At 45.2% G+C, this 24,819-nt stretch carries 25 protein-coding genes, 1 tRNA gene and 1 other RNA gene; 11 read left to right on the top strand and 16 right to left on the bottom strand.

The genetic code is table 11. The annotated features are described in order from the left end of the window. A partial coding sequence (gene mtnA, locus ACP5N5_RS00715) for an S-methyl-5-thioribose-1-phosphate isomerase (protein WP_428131217.1) occupies positions 1-875 on the top strand: 875 nt, incomplete at its 5' end. Positions 876-927: 52 nt separating this feature from the next. After that, positions 928-1,707, top strand: coding sequence for an A24 family peptidase C-terminal domain-containing protein (locus tag ACP5N5_RS00720; RefSeq protein ID WP_428131221.1), 780 nt, complete (start codon positions 928-930; stop codon positions 1,705-1,707). A 79-nt stretch (positions 1,708-1,786) separates the two neighbouring features. Here the strand turns inward: ACP5N5_RS00720 and radA are convergent, their stop codons facing one another. After that, entirely contained in the window at positions 1,787-2,773 is a 987-nt protein-coding gene (gene radA, locus ACP5N5_RS00725; RefSeq protein WP_042667848.1) for a DNA repair and recombination protein RadA, read from the bottom strand. 143 nt (positions 2,774-2,916) lie between these two features. On the opposite strand from radA, the gene ACP5N5_RS00730 reads away from it, so the two are divergent. Further along, on the top strand, positions 2,917-4,752 hold the full coding sequence (locus tag ACP5N5_RS00730) for a threonine--tRNA ligase (RefSeq protein WP_428131228.1): 1,836 nt from the start codon (positions 2,917-2,919) through the stop codon (positions 4,750-4,752). Positions 4,753-4,765: 13 nt separating this feature from the next. Here ACP5N5_RS00730 and ACP5N5_RS00735 read toward each other — a convergent pair whose 3' ends face one another. From ACP5N5_RS00735 to ACP5N5_RS00745, 3 genes are all read right to left on the bottom strand, one after another. Next, positions 4,766-4,921 (bottom strand): hypothetical protein, encoded by a 156-nt coding sequence (locus ACP5N5_RS00735; RefSeq protein ID WP_012608884.1) that lies wholly within the window; start codon positions 4,919-4,921, stop codon positions 4,766-4,768. Positions 4,922-5,392: 471 nt separating this feature from the next. After that, on the bottom strand, positions 5,393-6,694 hold the full coding sequence (locus tag ACP5N5_RS00740) for a DNA topoisomerase IV subunit A (RefSeq protein WP_276814200.1): 1,302 nt from the start codon (positions 6,692-6,694) through the stop codon (positions 5,393-5,395). Between the two features lie 11 nt (positions 6,695-6,705). Continuing rightward, positions 6,706-8,298 carry a DNA topoisomerase VI subunit B gene (locus tag ACP5N5_RS00745; RefSeq protein ID WP_428131239.1) on the bottom strand — a complete coding sequence of 531 codons (1,593 nt, stop codon included), beginning with the start codon at positions 8,296-8,298 and terminating at the stop codon, positions 6,706-6,708. 188 nt (positions 8,299-8,486) lie between these two features. Here ACP5N5_RS00745 and ACP5N5_RS00750 point away from each other — a divergent pair, with 188 nt between their 5' ends. Both ACP5N5_RS00750 and ACP5N5_RS00755 read left to right on the top strand, forming a co-directional pair. Beyond that, positions 8,487-8,990 (top strand): HIT family protein, encoded by a 504-nt coding sequence (locus ACP5N5_RS00750; RefSeq protein ID WP_012608887.1) that lies wholly within the window; start codon positions 8,487-8,489, stop codon positions 8,988-8,990. Between the two features lies 1 nt (position 8,991). Next, positions 8,992-9,213: a hypothetical protein gene (locus tag ACP5N5_RS00755; RefSeq protein ID WP_042667852.1), complete on the top strand. Its 222-nt coding sequence runs from the start codon at positions 8,992-8,994 to the stop codon at positions 9,211-9,213. A gap of 243 nt (positions 9,214-9,456) precedes the next feature. Here the strand turns inward: ACP5N5_RS00755 and ACP5N5_RS00760 are convergent, their stop codons facing one another. After that, entirely contained in the window at positions 9,457-9,702 is a 246-nt protein-coding gene (locus ACP5N5_RS00760) for a hypothetical protein (protein WP_014768083.1), read from the bottom strand. Further along, positions 9,686-10,399, bottom strand: coding sequence for a DUF2208 domain-containing protein (locus tag ACP5N5_RS00765; RefSeq protein WP_428131295.1), 714 nt, complete (start codon positions 10,397-10,399; stop codon positions 9,686-9,688). The genes ACP5N5_RS00760 and ACP5N5_RS00765 overlap by 17 nt, the downstream gene beginning before the upstream one ends. Positions 10,400-10,651: 252 nt before the next feature. Between ACP5N5_RS00765 and ACP5N5_RS00770 the strand changes: the two genes are divergently transcribed. Beyond that, on the top strand, positions 10,652-11,152 hold the full coding sequence (locus tag ACP5N5_RS00770) for a hypothetical protein (RefSeq protein WP_428131255.1): 501 nt from the start codon (positions 10,652-10,654) through the stop codon (positions 11,150-11,152). A gap of 87 nt (positions 11,153-11,239) precedes the next feature. Here the strand turns inward: ACP5N5_RS00770 and ACP5N5_RS00775 are convergent, their stop codons facing one another. The 3 genes from ACP5N5_RS00775 to ACP5N5_RS00785 all read right to left on the bottom strand — a co-directional run bounded on the left by ACP5N5_RS00775 (position 11,240) and on the right by ACP5N5_RS00785 (position 13,371). Next, the gene (locus tag ACP5N5_RS00775; protein WP_232216793.1) at positions 11,240-11,959 is read right to left on the bottom strand and encodes a DUF72 domain-containing protein; all 720 of its coding nucleotides are present in this window, start codon (positions 11,957-11,959) and stop codon (positions 11,240-11,242) included. A gap of 58 nt (positions 11,960-12,017) precedes the next feature. Further along, positions 12,018-12,434 carry an ACT domain-containing protein gene (locus ACP5N5_RS00780; RefSeq protein ID WP_083757840.1) on the bottom strand — a complete coding sequence of 139 codons (417 nt, stop codon included), beginning with the start codon at positions 12,432-12,434 and terminating at the stop codon, positions 12,018-12,020. 127 nt (positions 12,435-12,561) lie between these two features. Then, the gene (locus ACP5N5_RS00785; protein ID WP_042667856.1) at positions 12,562-13,371 is read right to left on the bottom strand and encodes a phosphoribosyltransferase family protein; all 810 of its coding nucleotides are present in this window, start codon (positions 13,369-13,371) and stop codon (positions 12,562-12,564) included. Between the two features lie 156 nt (positions 13,372-13,527). Between ACP5N5_RS00785 and ACP5N5_RS00790 the strand changes: the two genes are divergently transcribed. Beyond that, a complete protein-coding gene (locus tag ACP5N5_RS00790; RefSeq protein WP_012608895.1) occupies positions 13,528-13,932 on the top strand; it encodes a hypothetical protein in 405 nt (134 codons plus the stop codon). Between the two features lies 1 nt (position 13,933). Next, positions 13,934-15,586 (top strand): DEAD/DEAH box helicase, encoded by a 1,653-nt coding sequence (locus ACP5N5_RS00795; protein WP_428131273.1) that lies wholly within the window; start codon positions 13,934-13,936, stop codon positions 15,584-15,586. A 58-nt stretch (positions 15,587-15,644) separates the two neighbouring features. Here ACP5N5_RS00795 and ACP5N5_RS00800 read toward each other — a convergent pair whose 3' ends face one another. Then, a complete protein-coding gene (locus ACP5N5_RS00800; protein WP_276814208.1) occupies positions 15,645-16,298 on the bottom strand; it encodes a hypothetical protein in 654 nt (217 codons plus the stop codon). A 62-nt stretch (positions 16,299-16,360) separates the two neighbouring features. Continuing rightward, entirely contained in the window at positions 16,361-16,651 is a 291-nt protein-coding gene (gene albA / locus ACP5N5_RS00805; protein WP_014768092.1) for a DNA-binding protein Alba, read from the bottom strand. 444 nt (positions 16,652-17,095) lie between these two features. Between albA and rgy the strand changes: the two genes are divergently transcribed. Beyond that, positions 17,096-20,734 (top strand): reverse gyrase, encoded by a 3,639-nt coding sequence (rgy, locus tag ACP5N5_RS00810; RefSeq protein ID WP_428131279.1) that lies wholly within the window; start codon positions 17,096-17,098, stop codon positions 20,732-20,734. On the opposite strand, the gene ACP5N5_RS00815 is transcribed toward rgy, so the two are convergent. Further along, positions 20,718-20,981, bottom strand: coding sequence for a DNA-binding protein (locus ACP5N5_RS00815; protein WP_338083765.1), 264 nt, complete (start codon positions 20,979-20,981; stop codon positions 20,718-20,720). The two genes, rgy and ACP5N5_RS00815, sit on opposite strands and share 17 nt — an antisense overlap. Positions 20,982-21,603: 622 nt before the next feature. On the opposite strand from ACP5N5_RS00815, the gene rnpB reads away from it, so the two are divergent. Beyond that, positions 21,604-21,923: RNase P RNA component (gene rnpB / locus ACP5N5_RS00820), an RNA gene on the top strand. A gap of 22 nt (positions 21,924-21,945) precedes the next feature. On the opposite strand, the gene ACP5N5_RS00825 is transcribed toward rnpB, so the two are convergent. Beyond that, on the bottom strand, positions 21,946-22,470 hold the full coding sequence (locus ACP5N5_RS00825; RefSeq protein WP_042667860.1) for a DUF367 family protein: 525 nt from the start codon (positions 22,468-22,470) through the stop codon (positions 21,946-21,948). 171 nt (positions 22,471-22,641) lie between these two features. Between ACP5N5_RS00825 and ACP5N5_RS00830 the strand changes: the two genes are divergently transcribed. Continuing rightward, complete coding sequence (locus ACP5N5_RS00830; protein ID WP_048058919.1) at positions 22,642-22,893, top strand: Lrp/AsnC ligand binding domain-containing protein; 252 nt, start codon at positions 22,642-22,644, stop codon at positions 22,891-22,893. Positions 22,894-22,980: 87 nt separating this feature from the next. On the opposite strand, the gene ACP5N5_RS00835 is transcribed toward ACP5N5_RS00830, so the two are convergent. From ACP5N5_RS00835 to ACP5N5_RS00845, 3 genes are all read right to left on the bottom strand, one after another. Continuing rightward, entirely contained in the window at positions 22,981-23,142 is a 162-nt protein-coding gene (locus ACP5N5_RS00835; RefSeq protein ID WP_157857619.1) for a hypothetical protein, read from the bottom strand. 71 nt (positions 23,143-23,213) lie between these two features. Further along, a tRNA-Ala gene (locus ACP5N5_RS00840) sits at positions 23,214-23,317 on the bottom strand. 93 nt (positions 23,318-23,410) lie between these two features. Beyond that, entirely contained in the window at positions 23,411-24,496 is a 1,086-nt protein-coding gene (locus ACP5N5_RS00845) for a tyrosine--tRNA ligase (protein ID WP_428131290.1), read from the bottom strand. Between the last annotated feature and the right edge of the window lie 323 nt (positions 24,497-24,819).

The raw sequence follows: 24,819 nt of genomic DNA on the forward strand, positions 1-24,819 counted from the left end.
TTGGAAGCTATGCTGTTGGAGTAAGCAGTCTACCTCTAGGAGACTTCGCTATGAATGTGGGGAAGGCCATTGATACATTGTGGAGAACCCGTCCAACAGCACATAATCTATTCTATGCATTGAATAGGTTGAGGAAGATACTTGAAGAAAACGTTGAGAAGAATACTTCACCAAGCGAGATAGCCAAGAGGATCCTGGATGAAGCCCTTAAAGTAATGTGGGAGGATATAGAGTCTAATATAAGGATCGGCGAGTACGGCGCCGAGCTAATACCGGATGGTGCCACTATACTAACACACTGCAACGCAGGAGCACTAGCCACATCGGCCTTCGGGACAGCTGAAGCAGTTATGAGGGTTGCATGGTATAAGGGCAAGAAGATAAAGGTTATAGCTACTGAAACCCGCCCCATGCTGCAGGGAGCTAGGTTAACGGTGTGGGAGCTCTGGAAGGAGGGTATACCGGTTACATTAATAACCGATAACATGGCTGGCTACGTCATCAGGAGGGGGCTAGTAGACGCTGTAATAGTGGGGGCAGACAGAGTGACAAGGGAGGGGTATGTGGTTAATAAGATAGGCACGTATATGATAGCCCTAGCCGCGAAAAGGAATAATATACCATTCTACGTTGCAGCGCCCACTAGTACAATAGACTTGTCGAGTAGCATTAACGATGTGGTGATAGAGGAGAGGAATCCAAGGGAGGTGAAATATGTATTGGATAAGCTTATAACGGTTGAAGAAGTAAACGCGTTAAACTATGCGTTCGACATAACCGATCCAGACCTCGTGACAGCCATAAAAACTGAGAAACGAATTGTATATCCTCCCTTCGAGGAGAACCTGGAGAAGATAATGAAGGATCGTGGCTGAAAGACGCATGCTTAAGGTGGGAGAGGAAGTCGGAGAATACTAGTGATTGACTATGCAGTACGAGTTATCCAACTTAGTAGAGGCTATTAAAATAATCTATTTCCTCGGCTTTTTACTCGTGTTCTCCATACAAGATTACAAGAGACGCGAGATAAGTGATAACCTAGTCTACGTATTCACCGGTGGCTCCATAGTGTTCTGCTCTCTGACCATCTATATGTATAAACCCCCTCCACTATACCTCGCATTCTCATTCATGGTTCCAGCTTTATTCATAGCAATGTATCTAGCCGGATTAATGGGTGAGGGAGATGTCTACGTTATATTCTCACTAACCCTATTATACCCTGTACCGCCTCATTCAAGCCTTCTACCAAGGTCACTACTACCTCCACCGCTCTCGATCACGGTATACTCTACTTTATCCATAGTGCTGGTCTCACTATTATACGGGACCTACATCTTAATCAGGTATAGGGGCTTGTTAAAGGAGGTGCCTTTGAAATACAGGTTTATCTACCCATTTATAGCTAAACCAATGAGGCTGAATGAATACTTGGGGACAGAGTTCTACTATCCATTAACACTCATAGAGTTGAAGGATAACAGTGTGAAAACCACTTATAGACTACATTATGATGTCGAAGAAGAAGATCCCGGGGCATATAGGGAGATGTTTAAAAGGCTTATCGAAAGTGGCGTGGTTCCTGATACGATATATATATGGGTCTCATACGGGATACCCTACATAATCCCATTGTTCCTTGGAACCATAATATTCCTTCTCGTCGGGGATACCCCTATCCTTAGATTACTCGAGCTGATCCTGTAGCATAGTCAACCAAGGTATGATTCATCCAGCAATGATTGTTAAAAGACGGTATGTGTTAGATTACAGATCGCACCTACTCTTACTCTTCCTCGGAGTCCCTGATACCCTCCTCAGTTATCACGAATACTACTTCTCCCTCAGGTAAGTGAGGAGCATCAACTACTCTTGCAATTCTCTTATTGCCCTTAGACTTCCTTAGCTGAATCCTCACCCCCGGTGTATGAGCCAATACATGTCCTCCTACAGCCGTTGTCGGGTCACCGTAGAATACATCTGGCCTAGCCATTACCTGGTTTGTTACAACTACAGCAACATTGTATGCTTCAGCCAGCCTCATTAACTGGTGTAGATGGGAGTTTAACTTCTGCTGGCGTTCGGCCAAATGTTCTCTACCAGGGTACTCAGCCCTGAAGTGGCTTGTGACACTGTCAAGGATTACTAGCCTGACATCATTCTTCGGTACGAATGTAAATAATTCGTCCACTATAGCTATCTGGTGATCACTGTTGTATGCTCTCATATAATATATATTATCCATGACTTTATCAGGGTCTAAGCCGAGGGCCCTTGCCATCGCCTCTATCCTCTCCCAGCGGAATGTGCCCTCTGTATCAATGTAGACAGCCCTACCATTGAGGCCGCCTTTCTCAGGGGTTAATTGGACATTTACACTCAATTGGTGGCAAATCTGTGTCTTCCCGGATCCATATTCACCAAAGAACTCCGTGATGGTTTTCGTCTCGACTCCCCCACCAAGTAGTTCATCAAGGCTCTTGCTCCCCGTCGTGATCTTCCCGATATTCGATCTCTCTTGTTTAACCTCCCTAGCGGTCTTAAATGTTATACCCAACATCTTCCGTGCATTCTCAATGATCTTCTGAACAGTGAGAACTGGGAGTCCGGTTCTCTCAGCCAACTCCTCTGCGCGTGCAACAACAATGCTCCAGGCCGATAAGTATCCAGCTGCCTCTAGTTTATCAGCTATACTGGATCCTACGCCAGGTATATCCCTCACAGAGATGAAGCCCGAGGAACGCTCCTTTATGGTTTCCTTCTCCTCACTCATGAATCCAGCACCTTTTCTAAATTATTGTTTTCTAGCCTAATATAGGATAACGTGGTCACGTAACCTTTAGTATATGGTAAATCAATATATCAATACATATTTTAATATCCCCCTAGATAACACTTAGATAAAAGGTGTCCACATTGAGGATACTACTTATTCATGCACGCAGATTTAGCTATAGTGTTGTTAAGCCAGCTGTAGAGGAACCAGAGCCCTTGGAAGAAGGCGGAAAGACCCTCATGCTTGAAAACGTGTTGGTGGTCTTCACCAGTATTGAGAGAGGTGATGATGAATCCATAATATCCAGTGCCGTCAACGAGGTGATCAACGTATTCAACCAGGTTAAGGCATCCTCAATACTACTATACCCCTACGCACATCTCTCACCGGATCTCGCCCCACCATTCGAGGCTGTAAAAATACTCAACGCCTTCTACACTGCGTTGAAGAACACCGGTTTACAAGTATATAAGGCTCCGTTTGGATGGTATAAGTCTTTTACTCTTGAATGCTATGGACACCCGTTAAGCGAGCTCTCGAAGACCATTAAGAAGTCCGAGACCGTTGCGAAGAGGATTATCGAGAAGAAGTTCTACATTATGACTCCTGATGGCAGCTTGCATGATCCAACAAGCTTCGACTACACCAACTACCCGGAGTTAAAGATCCTCGTAGATAAGGAGGTATTCGGCAAAGAGCTCACCGGTGGCGAGAATAGGGTAAACGAGTACTGTAGGAAGTTCGGGTTCGAATGGGAGCCAATGAGTGACCATGGACACATGAGGTATGGACCCCATGCAACTACAATAATGGAGGCTGTAATGAGGTACTCATGGATGGTTGCCCAGAGCCTAGGTATACCGGTCTTCAAAGTCATGGGTAGCAATATGTTTAACCTTAAGGAGAAACCCGTATATGAGCACGCTGTCCTATTCGGTGATAGATTATATGAGGTCCAGTTGGATGAAGACCGCTTTATTCTCAGGTATGCTGCATGCCATCAACAGTTCGCGATGCTCAGGGACTGGGTTATAAGCTATAAGGACCTCCCCTTCGGCGTGTTCGAGGTAGCCGATAGTTACAGGCTTGAGCAACGCGGTGAACTAGCCCTATGTTTCAGGCTGAGAAAGTTCTACATGCCAGACCTCCATATCTTAACCAGGAACATAGGTGAAGCGATCGACGTATCTATGAGGGTTCAAGCCAAGATACATGAGGAGGCTGGGAAGGCTGGGAGAAGCTATGTGGCACTATACAATATAACCGATGAATTCCTGGAGAAGTACAGAGATAAACTAGTGGAGTTCGTTAAGAGGGAGAAATATCCCGTCCTCCTCGCGGTGATACCATCAGGGATATATTACTGGGTACTCAACGTTGAATACCATATAATAGACAACCTGAAGAGACCGAGGGAGATAGCAACCTTCCAGATAGACGTAGGGAACGGTAGGAGGTTTAATATAGCCTACGTAGATGAGAAGGGAGAGAAACACCATCCAGTCATAATACATACCGCATTGCTGGGCGGTGTTGAGAGATATATCTACATGGTATTGGATACCGGGGCATTAATAGAGGCAAGTGGTCAAACCCCGTACATACCAACCTGGATGAGTCCGGTCCAAGTAAGAATAGTACCTGTTTCAAAAGAATATAATGAACACGCCTTCAAAATAGCCGGCGAGATACTCTCACATGGGTTCAGGGTAGATGTCGACGACAGGGATGAAACCCTTGGGAAAAAGATACGGGATGCCGGGAAAGAATGGATACCATACATAATAGTGGTAGGCGAGAGAGAAGTTAATACTGGAACCATCAACATCAGGGTAAGGAGAAGCAATGATCAACGGGTCATGAAGTTGGAGGAATTCATAAAGTTACTCGAGGAAGAAGTCAAGGGGTATCCCAGGGTAGAAATGACTCTCCCAGTTAGCGTTGCATCCAGACCCCTATTCTCGTATAAACAATAGTTTTTTCCGCATTCTATTCCTCAACGTAAACAAGTATCTCGTGGAAAGTATTCCTCCCACAGTTAGGGCAGTAGTGGTATAACTGCTTAAACTCCTTCTTCAATGGAAAACTAACATGCAGCTTCCACTCGATACCGCACTCCCTACACTTTAAAACCCAGTAACCCATGGAAACCACCGTCAAGCCATTAAAATCTATTAATAGGTCTATGAAGATTAAAAATCAACAGTGATGAAACCACGGGATTGACTAAAAGGATGATAAAACCTGTCTCAACTGAATGCAATTACAACTGAAAATCCTGCTCTCTAGAGCGGGGAGGAGGTCAATAGTTCAAGCAAATAGCCCAGAGAACAATGCCTCTTGACGCTGTTTCGTTTTATGTAGATTTATAGTTGTTGATATCAGGGTACGCTGGTGTTATATGTATGCAATAACTTATAGTTTTTCAGCCATTACCTATATTGAGAGCAGCGCCATGAACTCGACAAGCAGTTGTAAGAGGAGAGAAAACCGCTTAATGAAACAACCTATTCGCCCGAGGAGAGGCATGCCCTCGCAGGCGGCGTAGAGAGAAGACGGGGGGCATGATGTCAAGCGGCAAAATCAATCACCATAAACCGCTATGAAAACCCATCCCTAATCTATCCAGTCCCCGCCGGATATTTTCTCTGGAATATAATGGTCAGCTAGGAATTTCAATCCCTTGCTCGCCATCGCCTCTATTTCAAGCTTGCTCAGTGTTTTGAAGAATATGCAGAGCTCCCTGATCCATTCCGGTGTCTGGAACCATGGGTAGCCTGTTAATCCTTCTTTCTTCTTCAGCTTGCTCTTCAACTCTGTGTTGTCGAGGCATGCATCCGCTATATCGTAGCCCACTAGCTCTACTGCTCTCTCTAGATCTCGCTGTTTAGCCTTGATTATATAGTTTCTTCTCTCCGCCTCCGAGAGGTAGGGCTTCTTCTTAGCCAGCTTATCTAGTCCCTTAACAATGGAGTTTAACCTGCTCCTGGAATCCTTTTCCCTGAGCATCTCCCTGAAGATGTCGTCCCCGAAGACATCGGTCATCATGACCCCTATGAATTTAGCCCTAGGTGTTGCAAGCCTCTCGCTTTCATATGACAGTGTTATACTACCTATCTTGAAGACGCTATATATGTAAAACCCATAGGGGTCGCTGTCGGCTAGGATATACACTGGTAGATTATACTCATCGCTGAGCCTTCTCAGGAAACGTCTTGTAGCCCTGTCAGGCTGGCCCGCACTAGTGATCAATATAGCCTTATGCTTCTTCCAGAAGCCATACCTATGTAACTGCTGGAAAACCGCATCCTTCTCAACTACTAGGATATATTCTGCATCAACATCCTTGAACTCTATTAGGTCAGGGGTAGGTTCAATTGAGTATGCACCATGCCCCATACGGCTTAAATCTATCACGTCATCACCGCTCCTTATAACGAGGTTTCCTACGACCTTACCCTTCTCCTTGCTGAGTATGAGGAGCTCCTCCCTTAAGATGTTGAGATATACTTCTAGATCCCTTATCACCCCATCAGACTCCTTCTGCTCGTCCCACGTGTTTTCATGGACCTCCTTCCCTCCGCTCCTATAGCTTATACTATGCTTCCCCCTGTAGTAGAGGTCACGGATAGTGGGATACTCGTTGTTAACTAGTGAATCATAAATTATCGAGGCCACGAGAACCGTTTGCATGAACTTCCTTGCTTCATTGACATCCATGAAGCTTCTCTTCGATGTCTCAGGACCAAGCAAGAGAAGCTTATTTTTATAATCGTATATGGTGTTGGAGAGGGTTCTCTTAGGTAACACGAGTACTGGACGCCCTTCCCTTTCTATCTCACTTACTATATTCATAAATATTTTCCTCATTAACTCAGCCGCCTTCTTCCTCGCCTCAAGATCGATTGCGGACACCATTATACAATCACCTAAGCCCCTATTCTAATTGATTCAAGTACCTGCTGTATCTCGGATTCAGGTATACCTGTACGCCTAGATATTATTGAGACCAGCTTTTGAACCAGCTTCACCTCGAAGTCCTTACTACCATTCGCCACTATCACCGAGAGCCCTCTAGCCACCTCCGGGATATACTTTGTCAGATGCTCAGCCCTCTTCTTCAACTCCTCTTCTTTAGCCTTCTTTGAAAGATACTTCTTAAGCTCTCTGAGCACGTCCATGAGTACTAGCTTTATCTCCTTCCTAACCTCGGGGACATCTGCTATGCTCTCCTTCCCAACACCCTTGAAGGGTATTTTTGTACTGCACACATGTACAAGTATTGCTATGGGGGCTGGGAAGCTGACCATGTAGTGGTCCCAACTTATATCCTCCTTGACAACCATCGTTGTGACATCGCTTCCCTCATCATAGAGCAATGGAATCTTATTCGCGTATCTAAGTATTATTGGCTTATCATCATCGCTCATCGGCGTCTTACCACCATAGGCTATACCGGCCTCGACAATGAAGGGATGTCCCTGATATGCCTGTGGACGTCTTGAGACAGCATAGACGAACTCGGGTTGGAATACGCGTTTCAAGCCAGCTATAATTACATCGCTTCCAAGAGGTGAAATAGCCTTTATCGAGGGAGCCCTGATATCCTTCATGGACTTAAGCGTGTTAACCAGCGATAGCAACTCGTTATCCGAGAGCTCTGAGACGGGTTTACCAGGGTCTATCCCGGCCTGCTGCAGGATGATTTTAGCTGTTGCCTCCCCAATGCTCTGGAATCCCTTGATGAGTAGTTCCTCAACACTAGTGTAGTTATGGCTCGAAATAATCTGCTTCAAGAGCTCGAGGTCTACGCCGTGGGGATGCGGCTTGACCTCGAGAGGTGGCCTGGGTATTTTATCTATTATCCTCGGATAGTATATTATCTCATCATCAGGGGTCAACGCCACTATGTTGGCATAGGGAGTCACTATAGCCGTCTTAAACAAGTATTCCTTAATCTTTGGCTTCGCCCTACCCCAATCCCCCTCTATGGTTATAGATACTATGGTTCCATGCCACTCCCTGTTCTTCCTCCAGGAGCCCCTTTCAATTATCACTGGCTCATTCCTATTAACATCTATCCTGAGCTTGAAGTAGTATATCCTCTTAAAACCCGGTTTACTGGTGATCACCTCTACAGGTCTCCCAGTGGTCATCTGCCCATAGAGGACAGCCATCTTCACTCCAAGACCGTACATTCCACGTGTCTGCCTTAACACATATTTACTACTGAATAACACCCTGCCGAAGGCATCTGGAACTACGTCTGGAGGTATTCCTATACCGTTGTCTTCAACAGTGATCCTATAGAATTCTTGTATCTCATCCACCTTCCTAATAGAGATTTTTATATCAGGCATTATACCGTGCGCATCCGTGGCGTCGAGGGCGTTCTCAACTAGCTCTCTGACAGTCTGATAAATAGCTCTAGCTGGATTGGAGAATCCAGCTATCTCACGGTACTTGTAGAAGAACTCGGCTGGACTAATAGCCCTGTATTTCTCTACCGGGGTCTCACCCATAGTGAAACACCTGGAAAACGTTTCCGAAACCACTAGTTTTATGATTCAATAAATTACTTAAAAACAAGTGGTTTAGGACTCTATGCTCCCTGTTGCTGGGATGTTCCTAACCCAGCGGATAAGGATACATATGTTTTTAAAGTGGGTGTCTATAAGGGATAATGAAGCACCTTGAAGGGTTCTGCTAGATGAGGATCCTCTGGAATCCATGGAGGTACGAGTATATTAAACGGTTCAACAGCGGGGAGAAGGAGATTGGCGAATGCCTTTTCTGCCGGTTGAAGTCCATGAACGATAACGAAGCACTCATAATCTATAGAGGCGTATACTCATTCATAGTATTGAATGCATACCCCTATAACTCCGGCCATGTCATGATCGCCCCATATGACCACATAGGAAGCCTCGAAGATCTCCAAGATGAAGCCTTACTAGAGATGGTTAAACTAGTTAAGCTATCAATGAAGATTATCAGGAAGGCATTCAACCCGGATGGCTTCAATATTGGAGTCAATATCGGCAGGGTTGCCGGGGCCGGGGTGCCTGGACACGTACACATACACGTAGTACCCCGCTGGGTCGGTGATACAAATTTCATGGGTGTAATAGCCGGGGTCAAGACCCTTCCCATAAGTCTCCAAGAAACATACTCTATACTCAGGAAAACCCTTAATGAGATCCAGGGGGCTTGAGATGGTTTCATCCAGGGACCTGATCATACTAGAGAAATACAGCTTACTAAACGAGCAACGCTATAGATTATGTGTCAAAGGCACGAATATAGTAGTCAACGTTGAAGCATCAAATGATGACGAGGCATTTAGGAAGGCACTGGAGGTACTGGACAATATCGGGCTAAGCGATGAAGCATTGGAGAGGATCAGGGAGAAGGTTGGCACACACGCGAAATGCTAAAACCTCGGCTAAACCCTGCCCTCATCACATGGCTCATCAGTGATCGAGGGCTACCTCACCTAGTTTAAGTATTTATTATTACACCCATATAAAGCATGGAGTCTCCGGTAGCACTATTACGGGCTCGATCAGGACTGTCAGTCCGCGGTAATTTCTTCATCCCTATCCAAGGTCGCTTGGGGGCAAGTGATCCTCATCCAATCATCTTCACTATATACATGGAGAATATAATAGTTTTCAAAACTATATCTTCTTAGCCCTGGCCCTTGCCTTCTGTTCGTTTAACTCATTGAATTCATTAATGAGTTTCCTAATATATGGTGATACTTCTTCGAACGGTATTCTCTCTAGTAGCATGCTGAAGAACTTGGATGCGCACTTGGAACTATGGAATTCCAGGACAACACCCTCCTTATTGATTACTATGCCCTGTCCCCTCGGGAATATTCTTCCACAGACCACGCATCTATGCCTATTGTTTACACTCATTTACACCTGCCTCCCTTAGTTTCTCGGCGAGCTTTCCAACCTCAAGAGTGTATAGCCTGGTTAAAACAGTGTTACCCCTAGTGTTCACGAGTTCTACGAATTTCCTATCGTGGTCGACTCTGAAGCATATATCCTCCGTGAACTTTACAAATTGTCTTTCATCCAATACAACGCCTTTCTTATACACTGCGAACACCCTAGCAGGGATAACCGGCGGCGTTGAAGACTGCCCACGTATAAGCATGTATCGCATGCCCTGCATAACACCCAGGAAGAATAGGTATAGCCCTAGAAACCGTATGAAGTTTACTAGGATAGACTCGCCGGTCAACCCTAAGGCCCCGCTAATGAAGGGCCATATGTAGTTGTTATATACCGGGAGCAGGATGAATAAGAGGAACACTAGCCCAAGGTTTATAAACATAAGCTTCATCTGCCTATTCATCTCAGCCTGAAATATTTTATCGGATAACATTACTTGGAGAGCATTGAGCTCCTTGAATAATGGCGAACCTAATTCATTTCTTGGAGGGATCTTCATGGTTCTCGTAGTAGCCCTCATAGCGAGAAACATGAACACTAAGAAGTATAATAGGAATATTATGAAAGCATAGTTCGGAATAGCGGCTGAGACTAGTGCAAACAATAATATGGAGACCGCCTGCATCACTATCATTGTCTTCCTTGAAAACGGCATAGACACTACTATCACCCTAAGCCGTGTTACTAAAGCATATTAATCCTTAATAACCTTACGTTATTAAAGATGATGAATCGCCACTTCACGGATTAGTGAAGAAGGTCCGTGTTTCTGACTCAACCAATGTCTCCAGGTATACAGGATTTAAGCCCGTGTTGAATCTATACTATAATAGTGATGAGTAATCTAGCCCTGAAGCAGTGAAGAAGTTGTCCCCGGCTGATCCATAACTTTGAGAAAGGTGGTCTAATGAACACTGTAGCCACGGTACTAGTAGATGTTACCTGTGAAATCGGAAGGGTTACAAAACTGGAGAAGTACTTTAGAAGTAGGGGGTTTGTAACAACTATTCTAACCCCGGACTCAGTGAGGGCTGTTTACAGGTTTAAACTAGAGGAAGCTGATGATTCAGTGAAGAATATTATATCAGCCTTAAACGAGGCTACCCCATTATTTAAAACAATATGTGTAGAAGTATGGGCTATCCTACCAGTGCAGAATATGGTGGCTAGATCCCCGGTTATAGATGTTGGCGACGGGCTTATATACGTGATGAGGAGGGGGAACAGGGTGCTCGCCAAAGTGGTATGGGGCAGGATAAGCCCTGCGACATGGATGCTACCTGGTAGTGCTTTAAGGAATTGTCTACCAGGCACAGAGGTTTATAGGCTGGAGACCGAGTTAAGTAGGAAAATATCCCTGCTCAAATACGTTTCAGCTAATGTGAAAACGAGCCCCGGCAATGGTTAAGGATGGTTAACAATTAGCTGTACACTGGATCAGACAGGGTTCGTTAATGCTCATCCCGTTTAAACGGTCGCCCGGATAGGGCGTTCATCATGTTTTCATTGATTCAACGAGTTTCTTGAACCTTAAAGCATCCTCGAACATGTATATATTGTTGAACATAACATATGCTACGCGTGGATTCAGCTTAGTAATCAACTTATAGAGCCCCATGAGGTCTCCATCACTATACCTATACCTGTAGTTAACTTCTCCCCCGATCCCGTGGAGCCTGAAATATGCTACTCCACCAGGCAGGCTTACCGGCATTGCTTTGAACGGGTCTACAACGTGTATTAACCCATTCTCCTTGATCAACTCTAAAACCTCTCTTCGCCTGCTGCATTCTCCCCTGGGTTCCCATCCAAGCTTCACATCCTCGCCGGCAATATTAATAGCCTCTTTAAAGAAGCGACCAACGTTTTCAAGGCTCTCCTTGTCGCAAGGCATGCTCGAGGGTGTCTGAAAAACTATTATTCCAGCTCCAAGTATTCTAGCCCTTTCAACGATCTCTGTTAGGGCATCAATATTCTCCCTGGTATATTTCAGGTACCCGTAGTTCAAGAGCTCTCCTCTAGGCTTACTCCTCATTCTCCTCCATGTCGGCGAGGTCGATGGGTGTGTTACAGCCTGCCACGCCTTAATAGTTATCTCGAAGCCCTGTGGAAGGGATTCATGGAGCATTCTACACCATTCCCTAGATGGAAGGTTATAAAAAGTATTCTGGAGTTCAACCACGTTGAATTCCTTAACGTATCTTTTTCTTGACACCGGGAATCCACAACATCCTATCCTGATTACATTGGGAACCATTAGGGCAGGCCCAGGTTTAAATGTTTAGCTGTGCTAACTCAACGTTTTTAACCGGCTCTAGCTTCTTAAGGTTCTCTATTATTATAGATGGATCGCTCCAACCAGTTTTACTTATATCAATAATCATCTCGCATTCCCCAAGCTCCTCGCGCTTCAACACGACACACTTAGTTGACACTATGTCAACGTTATGGCTTGCAATAAACCTGGTTAACTCAGCAAGGACGCCCGTCCTATCCTCGACGAGTAGTTTTAGCTTAGCTAGCCTGGCTGCCACAGGCAGTGGAACCAGTTTTATCTCCCTTGATTCCTTATCAGCTATGATCAACATGTACATTCCCTCCCTTATATCAAAGAGCTCTCTCACAGCTATTGGTATGGTTATCCTGCCCTTTGAGTCTACTTTAACTGTCTCCTCTATCATGGCCGGCATTCCAAATCACCTAGTTCCTAGATATTCTTGATCTAATACATGCTTATAACTATGTCTTTCCCTCTTTAAGTCCTAGATACGGAATGATGCTTAAGATGCATACCCTATTTAAATCTCCATATCATGGTTACATGGTAAACGGGATCACCGTAAGTACCTTTATATTATACTCCTCTAGGCGTTCCCTCCAAATCTCGCCTAAGCCAAGTACTACTATTACATCAGTGATCTCAGCCCTCGACTTGGAGACCAGCTCCAATACCGCCTCCAATGTTCTACCAGAGTACACTACGTCGGATAATATCAATAGCTTATCCTTTCTACTCAGTAAATCCCTGTCAAGATAGAGGGTCTCTATATCTTTCGGGCTCTTCATAAATGAAGTACTATAGTATTGAACACCCGGATAACTCTTCCTCTTGACTAGAACTATTGGTGCATTGAACTCTAGTGAAAGCATTGTGGCTAGTGGGAGCACTGCTTCGGCTGTAGCTATGATCTTTGTGACCTCTTTACCTGTTAACTCCAGGATCAATATTATGGAAAGCAATCTAGCCACATAGGGGTCTTTAAGGACTCTTAGCAAGTCTATTATAGGGCTCTTCTCTTTCTCCACTAGGTCTCTGAGCAGGTAGCTTAAGTCTATTGAGAGAGATATCTTTGAGAGTATGAAGGCTGCCTGCTCGAAGCCAGGGATTATAGAGCCCCTCACATACCTGCAGAGCACGGACTCAGGGATACCGGTTATCTCATATAGATCCTTGTAAGATAAATTAGGCTTGAGCAATCTAAGTACTTCACTAGCCATAAGCCTCATCTTGGTTCTATCGGCCTTACTCTTCGAGTGAGCTGCCATCAGCTTTTCAGCGAAAGCCCTCACTTCGGATTCGCTGGGGCGCTTTACAACTAGCACCCTGCTACCTTTAATCCTAATCATACCTGCCCTCTCCTGATTAAATAAGCCTTAGTTATTTATCTTTAAATAAGGAATATAAAAATAATAATGACTCAATGGGATGAAGAGGGTTTTAAGAGCTGATTAAAGTGATGTAAAACCCACGCGACGACCATTCATAGAGGTGGTTAACAACCCGTGTTCAAACTAGATGAAAAACTAGCATTGATCACCAGCCTAGAACACCTCTCGAAGATACTAGACGATGCCGTGGCAATGGGCTACGAGTACATTAGAACGTGTGGACCATGTGGTGAGAGAAGAATATGTATATACCTACACCTTGAGAATACGGGTGAAGAAGTAGTGGTCAGGCTTCTCGGGGTCTCAGTGAAACTCGGCTTAGACACAGTTGTAGACGAGTATGTCACCCGTTTATTAAACTACTCTAAGGTGGTTAGGAGTCTTGGAGGTGCCGCTGAGTTCTATACTGATAAGACATACGCTCTCGGGGTATTCTATATGACATGCATGGATAAGCCAGTGTTAACGGATTACGAGCCGGTAGAATACGAGGATATACTAGTGCTTACAGGTGAGTGAATTGGTTTACTTTAAGGTAAAGAGGTGGCTTGAAGAAGACGAGTTTAGAGAGCTACTCAAGATCTCCGATTACATCGGATATAGGGATGGATACCGCTTGTTCTCACTGAACCCCGAGAAGGCGTTAAGGAATAACTATGGTGTTGAAGACGTGTTAAACCTCCTCAGGGATTTCAACGCCGAACTCGAAGGCCCACTAGAGGATCTAAAGAAGGCTTTCGACGAGTACTCGCCCCTAATCGAGTGGGATAATGTCAGGGGACATGTGATTCTACATGTACCTAAGACCATATACCCTAGGTTAAAACACATCCTCTCCCTAGTAGAGGCTAAACGGAGCTCTGAAACTCCGTCAACCCTGGTCTTCAAGATACTCCCGTTGAACTCTGATTTACTAGGGAAGAGCCTTAGGAGGCTTGGCATCCCCGTTAAAGACCCCTTAGGGCTACTTGCATCTAAAAGTCTCCAAGTCAAGCCGGAACTGAGGAATATAGCCTTGAGGGATTACCAGAGGGAGGCTCTGAGTAAATGGATTGAGAACAATTACCGCGGGATCATCGCCCTGCCCACGGGCTCGGGTAAAACATTAATCGGTGTTGCCGCAATAATTGAAAAGGCTGTCCGTAGTCTTATAATAGTATACACTAAGGAGCAGATGGTGCAGTGGAGGAAAGCTATACTAGAGTACACTAGTATACCACAGTCAATGATAGGCTTGATCTATAGCGAGGAAAAGAAGATCGCGCCGATAACCATAACAACTTATCAAAGCGGCTTTCGCCAGATAAACGAGATCTCGCCATTCTTCGATTTATTAATAGTTGATGAAGTACACCACCTCCCAGCAGACAAGTTCAAGCATATAGCCGTGCATAGTATAGCTGGGTACCGTATGGGGTTATCGGCAACACCGTTTAGGGAGGATGGGAGACACGAAGAGTTGTTCCCATTACTCGGGGGTGTTATATACTATAAGACACCCCAGGACCTAGTGGCAATGGGTTACCTCGCACGCTACAGAGTGGAGACTATTAAGGTTAAGCTGAGTAGTGAAGAACGAAGACTATATGATGAACTAAGGAGGAAGTACTATAGTCTCGTGAATGGAAAGGAGTTTAAACAGGTCCTAGAGGAGGCGCGAACCAATGAAAAAGCCAGGGAAGCCCTCAGGGTACATAGCCAGATGAGGAGTATACTTGCAAGGGCTAGGGCTAAGATAGAGAAAGCTGTGGAGATAGCTAGAAGGGAGCTGGAGAACGGGAGCAAGGTCATAATTTTCACTCAGTATGTGGATCAAGCCAGGGAAATAAGCGAGAGGCTTAACGCATACTTATTAACTGGTGAGGTACCCACCAGCGAGAGGAAGCACATACTAGAGGAGTTCAAGGGATCTGAGAAGGGTATACTAGTAGTTACAACCGTAGGTGATGAAGGACTAGATATACCTGACGCCAACGTAGGTATAATAGTCTCCGGCACCGGTTCGAGACGCCAGTTTATACAGAGGCTTGGGAGGCTGCTAAGGCCTAAGCCGGGTGGGAAGGAGGCCATCCTGTACGAGATAGTACTTGAGAAGACCAGTGAGGAGTTCCAGGCTAGAAGAAGGAAGACCACGGGTCTCGACGAGTTATTCGACGCCAAGGACTATGAGTGAATCATTACCATACTTAGTTAGCGAGCTCATTTAATCCCTGGTTAATGCTAGACATCTATTACTGGAGGTAGACCAGCCCCAGTAATGCCCATTGGATAAGGTCGTCTAGACCCGGGGGCACTTTAACGCTAAGGGATACAACCCCCGCATCCCTGGTTCCCGATATGAGTGAGTGGTGTCCACTGTCTGTCTCACAATACATATAGTTGAATATGCTGCTACCTGGGGGCTCGACCTTGAAGTCTGTGAAGATGTGGCCATGTAATCCAGCTAAGTAGACTAGTCTTTCATCAACTATCATAATCCTCCTACATTCCACGCTTGCGTCATCGATAACATAACATGTAGAACCGATGCATCCACTACCCCTGTTCTTAACCGTGTTTAACAAGTCCAGGAGGTCGTCGACCGGTATACTGGTGAAGTCGAGCCAGGTATCTCTTTCAGCTATATATACTCTGCCTATTTCTCTCCTAACGTATTCCAGTAATCCCTCGAGTTCTTCAATGTTTCTGGAATCAACAATCTCTGTGTAGGGGGATAGTGCTATGGTAAGCATGTTCCCGGATACACGGGTGTCAATTGCTCCAGGCCTGTGGAGTACTCCTATCTCGTTAATGAAACCTCTTAGAAACTTTAGGAGATCTATGTGTTTAGATAGTGATAGAGCTGTTGGCTCTATTAGTATTGAACCCGAGAATATCCTAGGCATCTCCTACAGCCGGCTTCTGGTGAATGGTTAATGAGTTGGGAAAAACTGTAAAAATACAGTGTTTACTCCTTTACCTTTATCTTTATCTCAATGATACTGACCCTGGATTCTCTTCCCTGCGGGTTGGTCACTGTCTGGCTGCCAATCTTTATCTCTTCTACATCGACCTTGCCTGGTAGGAACCTGTTCTTCACTATCTCTACGGTGTCAACCGCCTTGCTGATGGCTCTTCCACGAGCCTTGATATATATCTCTCTTACACCCTGGTGCACCAGAGTTAATACTGCAATAACATAGTTCATTACAGGCTTCTTACCTACTAGCACGGTGTTTGCACTTTGTGGTTGTGCCATATATTCCACCTCTTCCTTAGATTATATACTGGGATTTTTGAAATAAAGGGGGTTCTATAAAAACTTTTCGCTTTATGTAATGCCAAGAATTACTACTCATCTAATTATTCTTCATCTTCATCATATTCGTCATTATTTGAAACTTTAAAAACAAATCCTGCTAATACCTCATATTTCAATAGGGATAGGCCCATTACAAACGTGTTATCGATTCTATATGTTTTTAATTTTATTATTTTCACGATGACTATATAGGTCACTTCTTACAAGTATGGGTACTGTGATTTTATAGACGCCGTAATGGTAGTGTGACCATTTAGTCAAATTATAAACATGCTACTGAATACGTACCCTATTTTCACAAATACGAATAAATATCGTAGTACCGGTTCCCCTGTTTTTAAATCCATCATGTTGAAGCCATTGATCTAGTGAGGGATTGATTTGCCTGGTGCCTTTAACCCTTTATATAAGGGTTTCTGCCCAGTATGTGGCGGAGATATCTTGTCAAGCGAAGTAGAGTTACGTGGTTTCTGTAGCAGGTGTGCTAATAGTGGTTTAACGAGTATACTCAGGGATATTGCATCCAGTGGACTGGGTGATTTCGAGGAGTTCTTCAGGAGGGCTAGTAACGGGCTTAGTGTATGGGGGGCTCAGAAGATCTGGGCTAAGAGGCTTGTCTCCGGGGAGAACACTGTGTTGATCGCGCCAACTGGTATGGGTAAGACAACACTACTGATCATTTACTCGCTTTACGCGGCTAGGAGAGGCAAGAGAGTTGTCTATATAACACCAACGAGAACCCTCTTAACCCAGATCCATCGTAGACTAGTGGAGGCAGCTGAAAGGACCGGGATTAATGGGGTCAACTTGATCGCTTATGATTCATCCATGAGTAAGAAGAAAAGGGAGGAGGTATTATCTAGGATTGAAAAAGGAGAGTATAGCATACTCGTCGCAACAAACGGCTTCCTATCGAGGAAGTCCGAGCTGCTTTCAAGGAGTAGACCAGATATAGTGATAGCTGACGATGTTGACAGCGTAGTGAGGAGTGAGAAGAATGTACTGAGGCTACTGAGGATACTGGGCTATAGTGATGAAGTCATCGAGCTGGCTAAGAAGAGGATTAGCCTTCTCTGGAGGCTAATGGTTAACAAGGCCTTCAACAACAACGATAAGTACGCTGAATTAGTAAAGGAGTACATAGAGGTGGACTCGCTCATCGAGAAAACACTCTCTAGTACACGCCACGCACAATTCATCGTTGCATCAGCCACCGGCCGTATGAAAGGCTTAATGGGCAGGATCCTTAAGGAGCTACTCCATGTTGATATATCAGGCGTGACCATCTACGGGAGAGACGTCACCGATGCATACATGCTGATTAAACCAGGCGAGCTACATGGGGAGCTGGTCAGGATCATTGAGAAACTGGGTCCAGGAGGAATAATATATATAGCGCCACACCACCCGTTTAAGAATATGCTCAAGGAGGAATTAGATAAGGCTGTGAACATTCTAGCAGATAAAGGATTCAGAATAGGGGATGCAACACCGGGTAATGTAGCAAGGCTGATCAAGGGGGAGCTCGACATACTAACCGGTTCGGCAAGCTATTATGGGTCAAGCGTTAGAGGCATCGATGCCCCGGAGGCTATAAGGTATGTTGTATTCATCGGATCCCCGGTTTTCGCCACCAGCCTAGAGTCACTCCTAGCCAACCCAGGCATGATGATCCGTGTACTCCTTGAACTGGTTGACAGCAACGATGCCCGAAACAGAGTGTTAGAGTTAAGGAGGCTCCTCTACACGTTGACCCCTGGCGAGGTGAGACTTGTTAAGCTGGCCTTAACTGGTAAAATACTCGAGGAGGCCCTGCAGGCCAGTGAGAAGCTTTATTCAAAGTACCAGGTGATAAAGCAGTATTACAGGGAAACACTGGAGAGAACCAGGTCTATCCTAGATGAGAAGGAGATCATGGATATTGGTACCTTAACACTGGTGAGAGCTGGCGGCGACTACTACGCCTTAATACCAGATGTAATGACATATATACAGGCTAGCGGTAGAACAAGTAGGTTATATGGCTCCAGGATGACCCATGGGCTCTCAATAGTATTTGAGTACAGGGCCCTCTACAACACTGTAAAAGGCCTTGAAGCCAGGCTGAAGGGCTTGAACAAGGAGCTGGTGTTCATAGACCTAGCCAGTGTCGACCTAGACTCTGAGATCAAGGCGATTGAATCGAGCAGGAGGAATAATGATTCCTCCCCTGGGATGAGTTACAGGTCTATCCTAGTGGTAGTAGAGTCACCAACCAAGGCTAAGACGATAGCTAGATTCTTCGGTAAACCGGTTGCCAGGAAGCTCGGCGATGTAACCGTCTACGAGATCCCTGTTAAAATAGGCGGGGAAATAATTCACTTAAACATAGTACCAACCCGTGGACACATCTTCGATCTAACAACTGGCGAGGAGGGATACTATGGTGTTGTCATCGCTGATAACAGGGTTACACCGGTATACGAGTACATAAAGAAGTGTAGGTTATGCGGGGCACAGTTCACCACAGGCGATCACTGTCCAAGATGCGGTAGCAGGTTATTCAGTGATTCAAGGACAATTGTAGCCGCTTTGAGAAAGATAGCCGGCGAGGTCGATGAGGTATATATAGCGACCGATCCCGATATTGAAGGTGAAAAGATAGCTTACGACGTCTACTTAGCCGTAAAGTATTATAATGAGAAAGTATGGAGGATAGAGCTACATGAGATAACACTACAGGAGTTCCTTAAAGCCATTAACAACAAGAGGGGTATTAATCAACGACTAGTCGAGGGCGAGATATACAGGAGAGTACTCGATAGGCTGGTTGGATTCAAGCTGAGCCAGGAGTTACAGGGTATATATGGATTAAGGTTCCTTGGTGCAGGCAGGGTTCAAACACCGACACTGGGGCTCGTGATAGATAGGTACGAGGAGTATGTGAGAAACAAGTGTAAGAAGATACGGTTTAAGCTTGGCTCACCATTGAACATCATCTACAGTGTTTTCATGGGGAAGAATTCAGAGGTAATCAGGGAGTTGAAGACGGCCAAGATGCTTAAACTGGTTAGGGTAGGTAGGGAGATAGTTACTATAACGCCTAAACCACCGTATACAACAGACGAGCTCCTAAGCGACGCCGCCAAACTGAATCTACACACTGGTATAGTGATGAGTATCGCTCAGCAATTATTCGAAGCTGGACTAATAACCTACCACAGGACTGATAGTCACTATGTAAGTAATACAGGCATAGGCATCGCGATGAAGTATATCGAGGGGAAGAAGCTGGAGGACTACGCACGGCCAAGCCACTGGGGCTCGCCGGGCACGCATGAAGCAATAAGGCCTGTCTACCCCTACGATCTCGACGACTTGTTGAAGGCTGTATCTGAGGGAGTGATTAACACCGTGATACCTTTAACAGGGATGCACTTAAAGCTCTACGACCTAATATTCAAGCGGTTCATCTCAAGCCAGCTGAAGCCGTTTAAAGCCGTTAAATCTATTTACGCAGTATACTTCGACGAGTTTAAACTCGGCGAGATAGAGTTGCTAACCAACATAGTTGAGGAGGGCTTCAACGTCTTCGAGAAAACCAGAGTTTACAAGGAGCTGGATGCCGTGGAATCCATTGAAGTCCCCGTGGAAGAGATATCCGTGGTGGATTCAAGTAAATCGCCGCTCTTCACTGAGGGTGAATTAGTGTCATTGATGAAGAAACTAGGCCTTGGAAGGCCAAGCACCTACTCGAAGATAATTGAGAGCATTAAAAGGCATGGCTATGTATTCGTCTCGAAGAAGAGACTAAAGCTTATTCCATCTAAGAGAGGAATAGAGGTCTATGGGTATCTCAGGGATAGATACCCCGAACTAGTATCTATTGAGGCCACGCGAAGGCTCGAGGAATCAATAGATAAGATAATCAATGGTGAAGTAGATGCATTGGTTTACCTTACTGACATAGGGTCCAGGCTAAACATGTTTCATTCAATCAACATGGTTAATAGAGGCGACTTCGCTAGTACTTCCTCCTGATCTCGATAACTATATAGGGTTTAATCCTACCGCGAACCTTCTCACTCCCGATCCCTATGTTGACGAGCTCGATACTGCTCCCCATCCTGGAGACAAGCATGTTGTATAGGTCAACAGCCCTACTTATATTGGGGCCGACGCCCTTTAAAACGAGCTTGTCGCTACCCTCCTGGAACATTAATATTACCTCTACAATGTAATCCTCAAGTGGTTTTTTGCCAATATTCAGGATTCTCACCGAATCCACATGTTTCACCATATTTAGGAAACAAGGGGTTAAGATATATAAGCTTTCCCACATTGAAGCCTCCAGTGGAAACAAGGGGGTAGAACCGAAACTTCTGGTGTATGATTGCGACTGGAAAACCATAGGTGATCAATCATAAACCTCTGGTTCCAGGGTTGGAATGCGACTGGAGTGGGACGGATCTTCAATAGACTTCACTTTTTTCCCACTCGAAGAACTTTTGGTTCCAGGGGTAGGATGCCGGTGGAACAGGGGGTCCAAGACCCCCACCCCTTCACTTCCACTGCAAATCAATATCGAAGAAACTCCATTAATCAATTATATTGAAGAGATTGCAGTCTTTAGTTTGTATAATGATATATTTGTATAATGATTGATCAACTAATGAGATCACTTAATTAGTCATTTTAATAAATCATAAGGTTATAGTCTCCAGTGGAAGTGAAGGGGTGGGGGTTTCCATTGGGGTTTATAAACTGATCTTAATTGAAACCTAAGGTTCTACCCCTAGGTTGCCGGTGGAAAAGACTCTATGGAAAAATTCCCTTAGAGATATCCCCATTCTTTTCGTGAGAGCGTTTTTCAGCTAGTTTAATTAGGGCGTAAACGAATAGATTAAAATGCGGCCGGGTGCCCCACCAACGCTCCGGATATGTGATGGAGTGAGGAAACTCCGCACTCCCCGTGGCAGTATGGCCCCGAAAGGGGCACGGGTAGTCCCCGTGGCTCCGGCACAGAAACGGCACGGCCACCACCATGTGGCGATGAAATGAGTGGCCTCTGGCAACAGGGGTCTTAAGTCATGGAGGACGGTGGTGGAGGCGTTGAAACGGCCGTCCCGTACGGAGCAAGGCCCGGTCCCGGGGTGAGGGCCACGCGACCGGTGTGGGCCGCATAGACGAATGTGGGGTTGAAACAGAATGCGGGTTACTACCCGGCCGCGCCCCAGCTTGATTTGCTTGATTTAGCAGGGCTTATTACTGCCCCAGTACTCGATTATTGTTAACTCTAATTCACTAAGGGATTTAATTGATGCATAAGCCTTTAGTAGTTCCTTGTTGAGCTCGTGGAATGTCTCCATCCATTTGTATGTATTTAATAGTTCGCTATAGTCCTCGGTGAACCCAGTTATATATAGTGATGCTGCAACAGCCTCCACACTTGAGAGCATGCATGGCTTACCATAGTTGACTGGGTTGCCCGGTAGCAATGGCGGCAGTCTTACATGAATGCCTTTCAACCCATGGAATTTAGAATAGGTGAGTTTTCTCCAGCTAGCATCTACCACCAGTACTCCACGGGCCTCTACTTCTCCACGAAGCCACGGGCCTAGGTAGTCGTTTGAAAACGGGTTTAATATGACTGGCCTCTTATACTTCAACTCTCTTGGACTAATTACTCTGGCTATGTTCATCCTCACCATTTTAACCGCGGTATTCTTTGAGGGATCATCCTCGTGGTATAGTAGGACATATATCCTTGTATTCAAACGGTATTACACCATGGAGTGGGCTGATTTCACCATGGATTCAGATATCTTCAAGCTCTTTTATATGGGTACCGTGAACCGGTATTTACTAGAATATTCTATAATAAATGGGAACACCTTGTAAAGAAATCTTTATTATTCCTCTTCATATATATTATAATGGGGAGTGAGATGGCGAAATCATCTGCAATAATCCTTCTTCAAACCGAGATTGGTACAGAGGCCAAGGTCCTCGATGAATTATTCAAGATACCCGAGGTAAAGGAGGCATATGTAGTTTACGGGACATATGATATAGTATTAAAAATTGAGACAGATGCCCTTGAAAAGATAAGGGAGATAGTTACGAATAAGATAAGGAGATTCCCCGATATAAGAACGACTGTTACAATGATCGTTGTCGAGGAGAGGATTAGACAATAAAACTTGTGCTTATCCCATCTTTTTTATCCTTGTTTAGGTCGACGAGTTCATGACGTTTTTCTCGCCTTTTTACCTAGTCCTTATTTCTCAAAAAGCTGTAAGGTATTTATTATTGTAAGCAGGTATTGAGGACGCTGTGATGAACTCGATGAGTGATGCGAGGAGGCCGCCTGAGGGAGTTCTCCACCTCCTTAGGGGAGGCAGACCCTCGTAGGCGGCGTAGAGAGAAGACGGGGGACATGATGTCAAGCGGCAAAATCAATCACCATAAACCGCTATGAAAACCAACTCCTAGAATCCTTTAAGAGTGATGTGTAAAGTGGACCGGCCGGGACTTGAACCCGGGACCTCCGCCTTTCCTCGACCTCGGTGCAGCCTGGAAGCCATGCAAGGGCGGCGCTCTTCCAGGCTGAGCTACCGGCCCACCCATTATCTACTGTGATTAATTAGCCGGGTTTTAAAGATTCACAAGCTAGAAGCTTATGATATTAATTTCCCTAGTAACTAATCCATGATTCTACCTTGTAACCTTTGCCTTTAGCAATTCTTCCAAGATTTCCTTTGCCATGGGATCACTTTCTATTCGTCTCCTTATAGGGTCTAGGAGCTTATTCAATGCATTTGCTGTTGCCTTCTTCAAGTCTAATGGGTGTATCTCGCCTTTCACATACATTCTTTCCAGGTCATTATAACTCTCGATCACTATGGTTCCCCCGTATTTCTCGGGTCTTTCAACCACTAGCTTGAAGCCTTCTTGCTGGAATAACAGGTATTTATTTAACTCTATCACAGGGTTCAACTCTGTGATTCGCTGTGGACAGTATGCTTTAAGTATTTTCTCCTCGACGACTTCTGGTGGATCATGGACAAAGATTGCTGTCTCAGGCTTACTCTTACTCATCTTAACGTCTGAGGCTATTTCATCGTACTCCCTGCCCTCCATTCTCCCACTGGGGCCCTGGAGCCCCGTGATTATCGGGGTATGGAGTGCAACTGGTTTTCTGCGTCCTAGTTTCTCAGCTATATCTCTAGTCAGCATATGGGCTTTTCTCTGATCCATTCCACCAAGGGCTATGTCAAGATCTAGGTAGAATATATCTGTCACCTGCATCAATGGATATATCAGCTTCGAGAAATCTGTCTCTCCCTCATCCATCTTACGACCCATTATAGTAAGCGCCCTCTTAACCCTCGCTAGACTACTGTGTTTCGCCGCCTTCAATAATAATCCCCAGTACTCCTTATCACTTGCCAGCTCTTCGGCATCAACATACTTAATCCTTGTCTCAGGTACACCTATTGCGTCTAGTATTATCCTCGTGTATCTAGCAGCCTTACGGATCATCTCTATGTCCCCACCTAGCTTATCATTGATGTAGGCGTGCCACGTTGCCTCCAGGATGTAGAAGTCGACCCCGGCGTTCACGAGATCCCTGACCTTAAACATCCAGACAAGCCATCCAACATGGACTAATCCACTGGGCTCGAAGCCGAGGTATCCTTTTGGACGCTCTTTATCCTCGAAGATCTTCCTGAGCTCCTCGATTGTTATTACCTCGAGGACATTGCGTGTAGCCAATTTCACCTTTTCATCCGTATCCATGGGATCACCGGTTCTAAATTAATCTTAAGTTATTACTTTATATTGTGGATCACCGGTCTAATAAATTAATCAACCTCTTCCAGCCCTAATGGGTGAGGCCTTTGGTTGTAATACAGGTTTATACCCCTTTGACAACATAGTTGGAAACGACAGCCCCGCTCCCACCTAGAGGAGCTTGTGGGAGGAGAGCCGCACGGCCTCGATGACCACAAGTGTTAGGGGTGGGGGACATCACTCGGTTTTAAAGTCATCTTAGCCAAGATTAAATTCTGACCTCCTCTCCGCCCTGAGAGGGTGGCTTACTGTTCCCTGCATCTATTCAG

Source organism: Desulfurococcus sp. (assembly GCF_049970475.1).
Lineage (GTDB): Archaea > Thermoproteota > Thermoprotei_A > Sulfolobales > Desulfurococcaceae > Desulfurococcus > Desulfurococcus amylolyticus.

Coding starts and splice junctions, on each gene's coding strand:
- ACP5N5_RS00760 (WP_014768083.1), bottom strand. CDS start 9,702: ATGAGTGTAAACAATAGGCATAGATGCGTGGTCTGTGGAAGAATATTC.
- ACP5N5_RS00720 (WP_428131221.1), top strand. CDS start 928: ATGCAGTACGAGTTATCCAACTTAGTAGAGGCTATTAAAATAATCTAT.
- ACP5N5_RS00845 (WP_428131290.1), bottom strand. CDS start 24,496: ATGGATACGGATGAAAAGGTGAAATTGGCTACACGCAATGTCCTCGAG.
- albA (WP_014768092.1), bottom strand. CDS start 16,651: ATGGCACAACCACAAAGTGCAAACACCGTGCTAGTAGGTAAGAAGCCT.
- ACP5N5_RS00750 (WP_012608887.1), top strand. CDS start 8,487: ATGAGGATCCTCTGGAATCCATGGAGGTACGAGTATATTAAACGGTTC.
- ACP5N5_RS00745 (WP_428131239.1), bottom strand. CDS start 8,298: ATGGGTGAGACCCCGGTAGAGAAATACAGGGCTATTAGTCCAGCCGAG.
- ACP5N5_RS00735 (WP_012608884.1), bottom strand. CDS start 4,921: ATGGGTTACTGGGTTTTAAAGTGTAGGGAGTGCGGTATCGAGTGGAAG.
- ACP5N5_RS00770 (WP_428131255.1), top strand. CDS start 10,652: ATGAACACTGTAGCCACGGTACTAGTAGATGTTACCTGTGAAATCGGA.
- ACP5N5_RS00785 (WP_042667856.1), bottom strand. CDS start 13,371: ATGATTAGGATTAAAGGTAGCAGGGTGCTAGTTGTAAAGCGCCCCAGC.
- ACP5N5_RS00800 (WP_276814208.1), bottom strand. CDS start 16,298: ATGCCTAGGATATTCTCGGGTTCAATACTAATAGAGCCAACAGCTCTA.
- ACP5N5_RS00755 (WP_042667852.1), top strand. CDS start 8,992: ATGGTTTCATCCAGGGACCTGATCATACTAGAGAAATACAGCTTACTA.
- ACP5N5_RS00740 (WP_276814200.1), bottom strand. CDS start 6,694: ATGGTGTCCGCAATCGATCTTGAGGCGAGGAAGAAGGCGGCTGAGTTA.
- ACP5N5_RS00830 (WP_048058919.1), top strand. CDS start 22,642: ATGGCGAAATCATCTGCAATAATCCTTCTTCAAACCGAGATTGGTACA.
- ACP5N5_RS00780 (WP_083757840.1), bottom strand. CDS start 12,434: ATGCCGGCCATGATAGAGGAGACAGTTAAAGTAGACTCAAAGGGCAGG.
- radA (WP_042667848.1), bottom strand. CDS start 2,773: ATGAGTGAGGAGAAGGAAACCATAAAGGAGCGTTCCTCGGGCTTCATC.
- ACP5N5_RS00765 (WP_428131295.1), bottom strand. CDS start 10,399: ATGCCGTTTTCAAGGAAGACAATGATAGTGATGCAGGCGGTCTCCATA.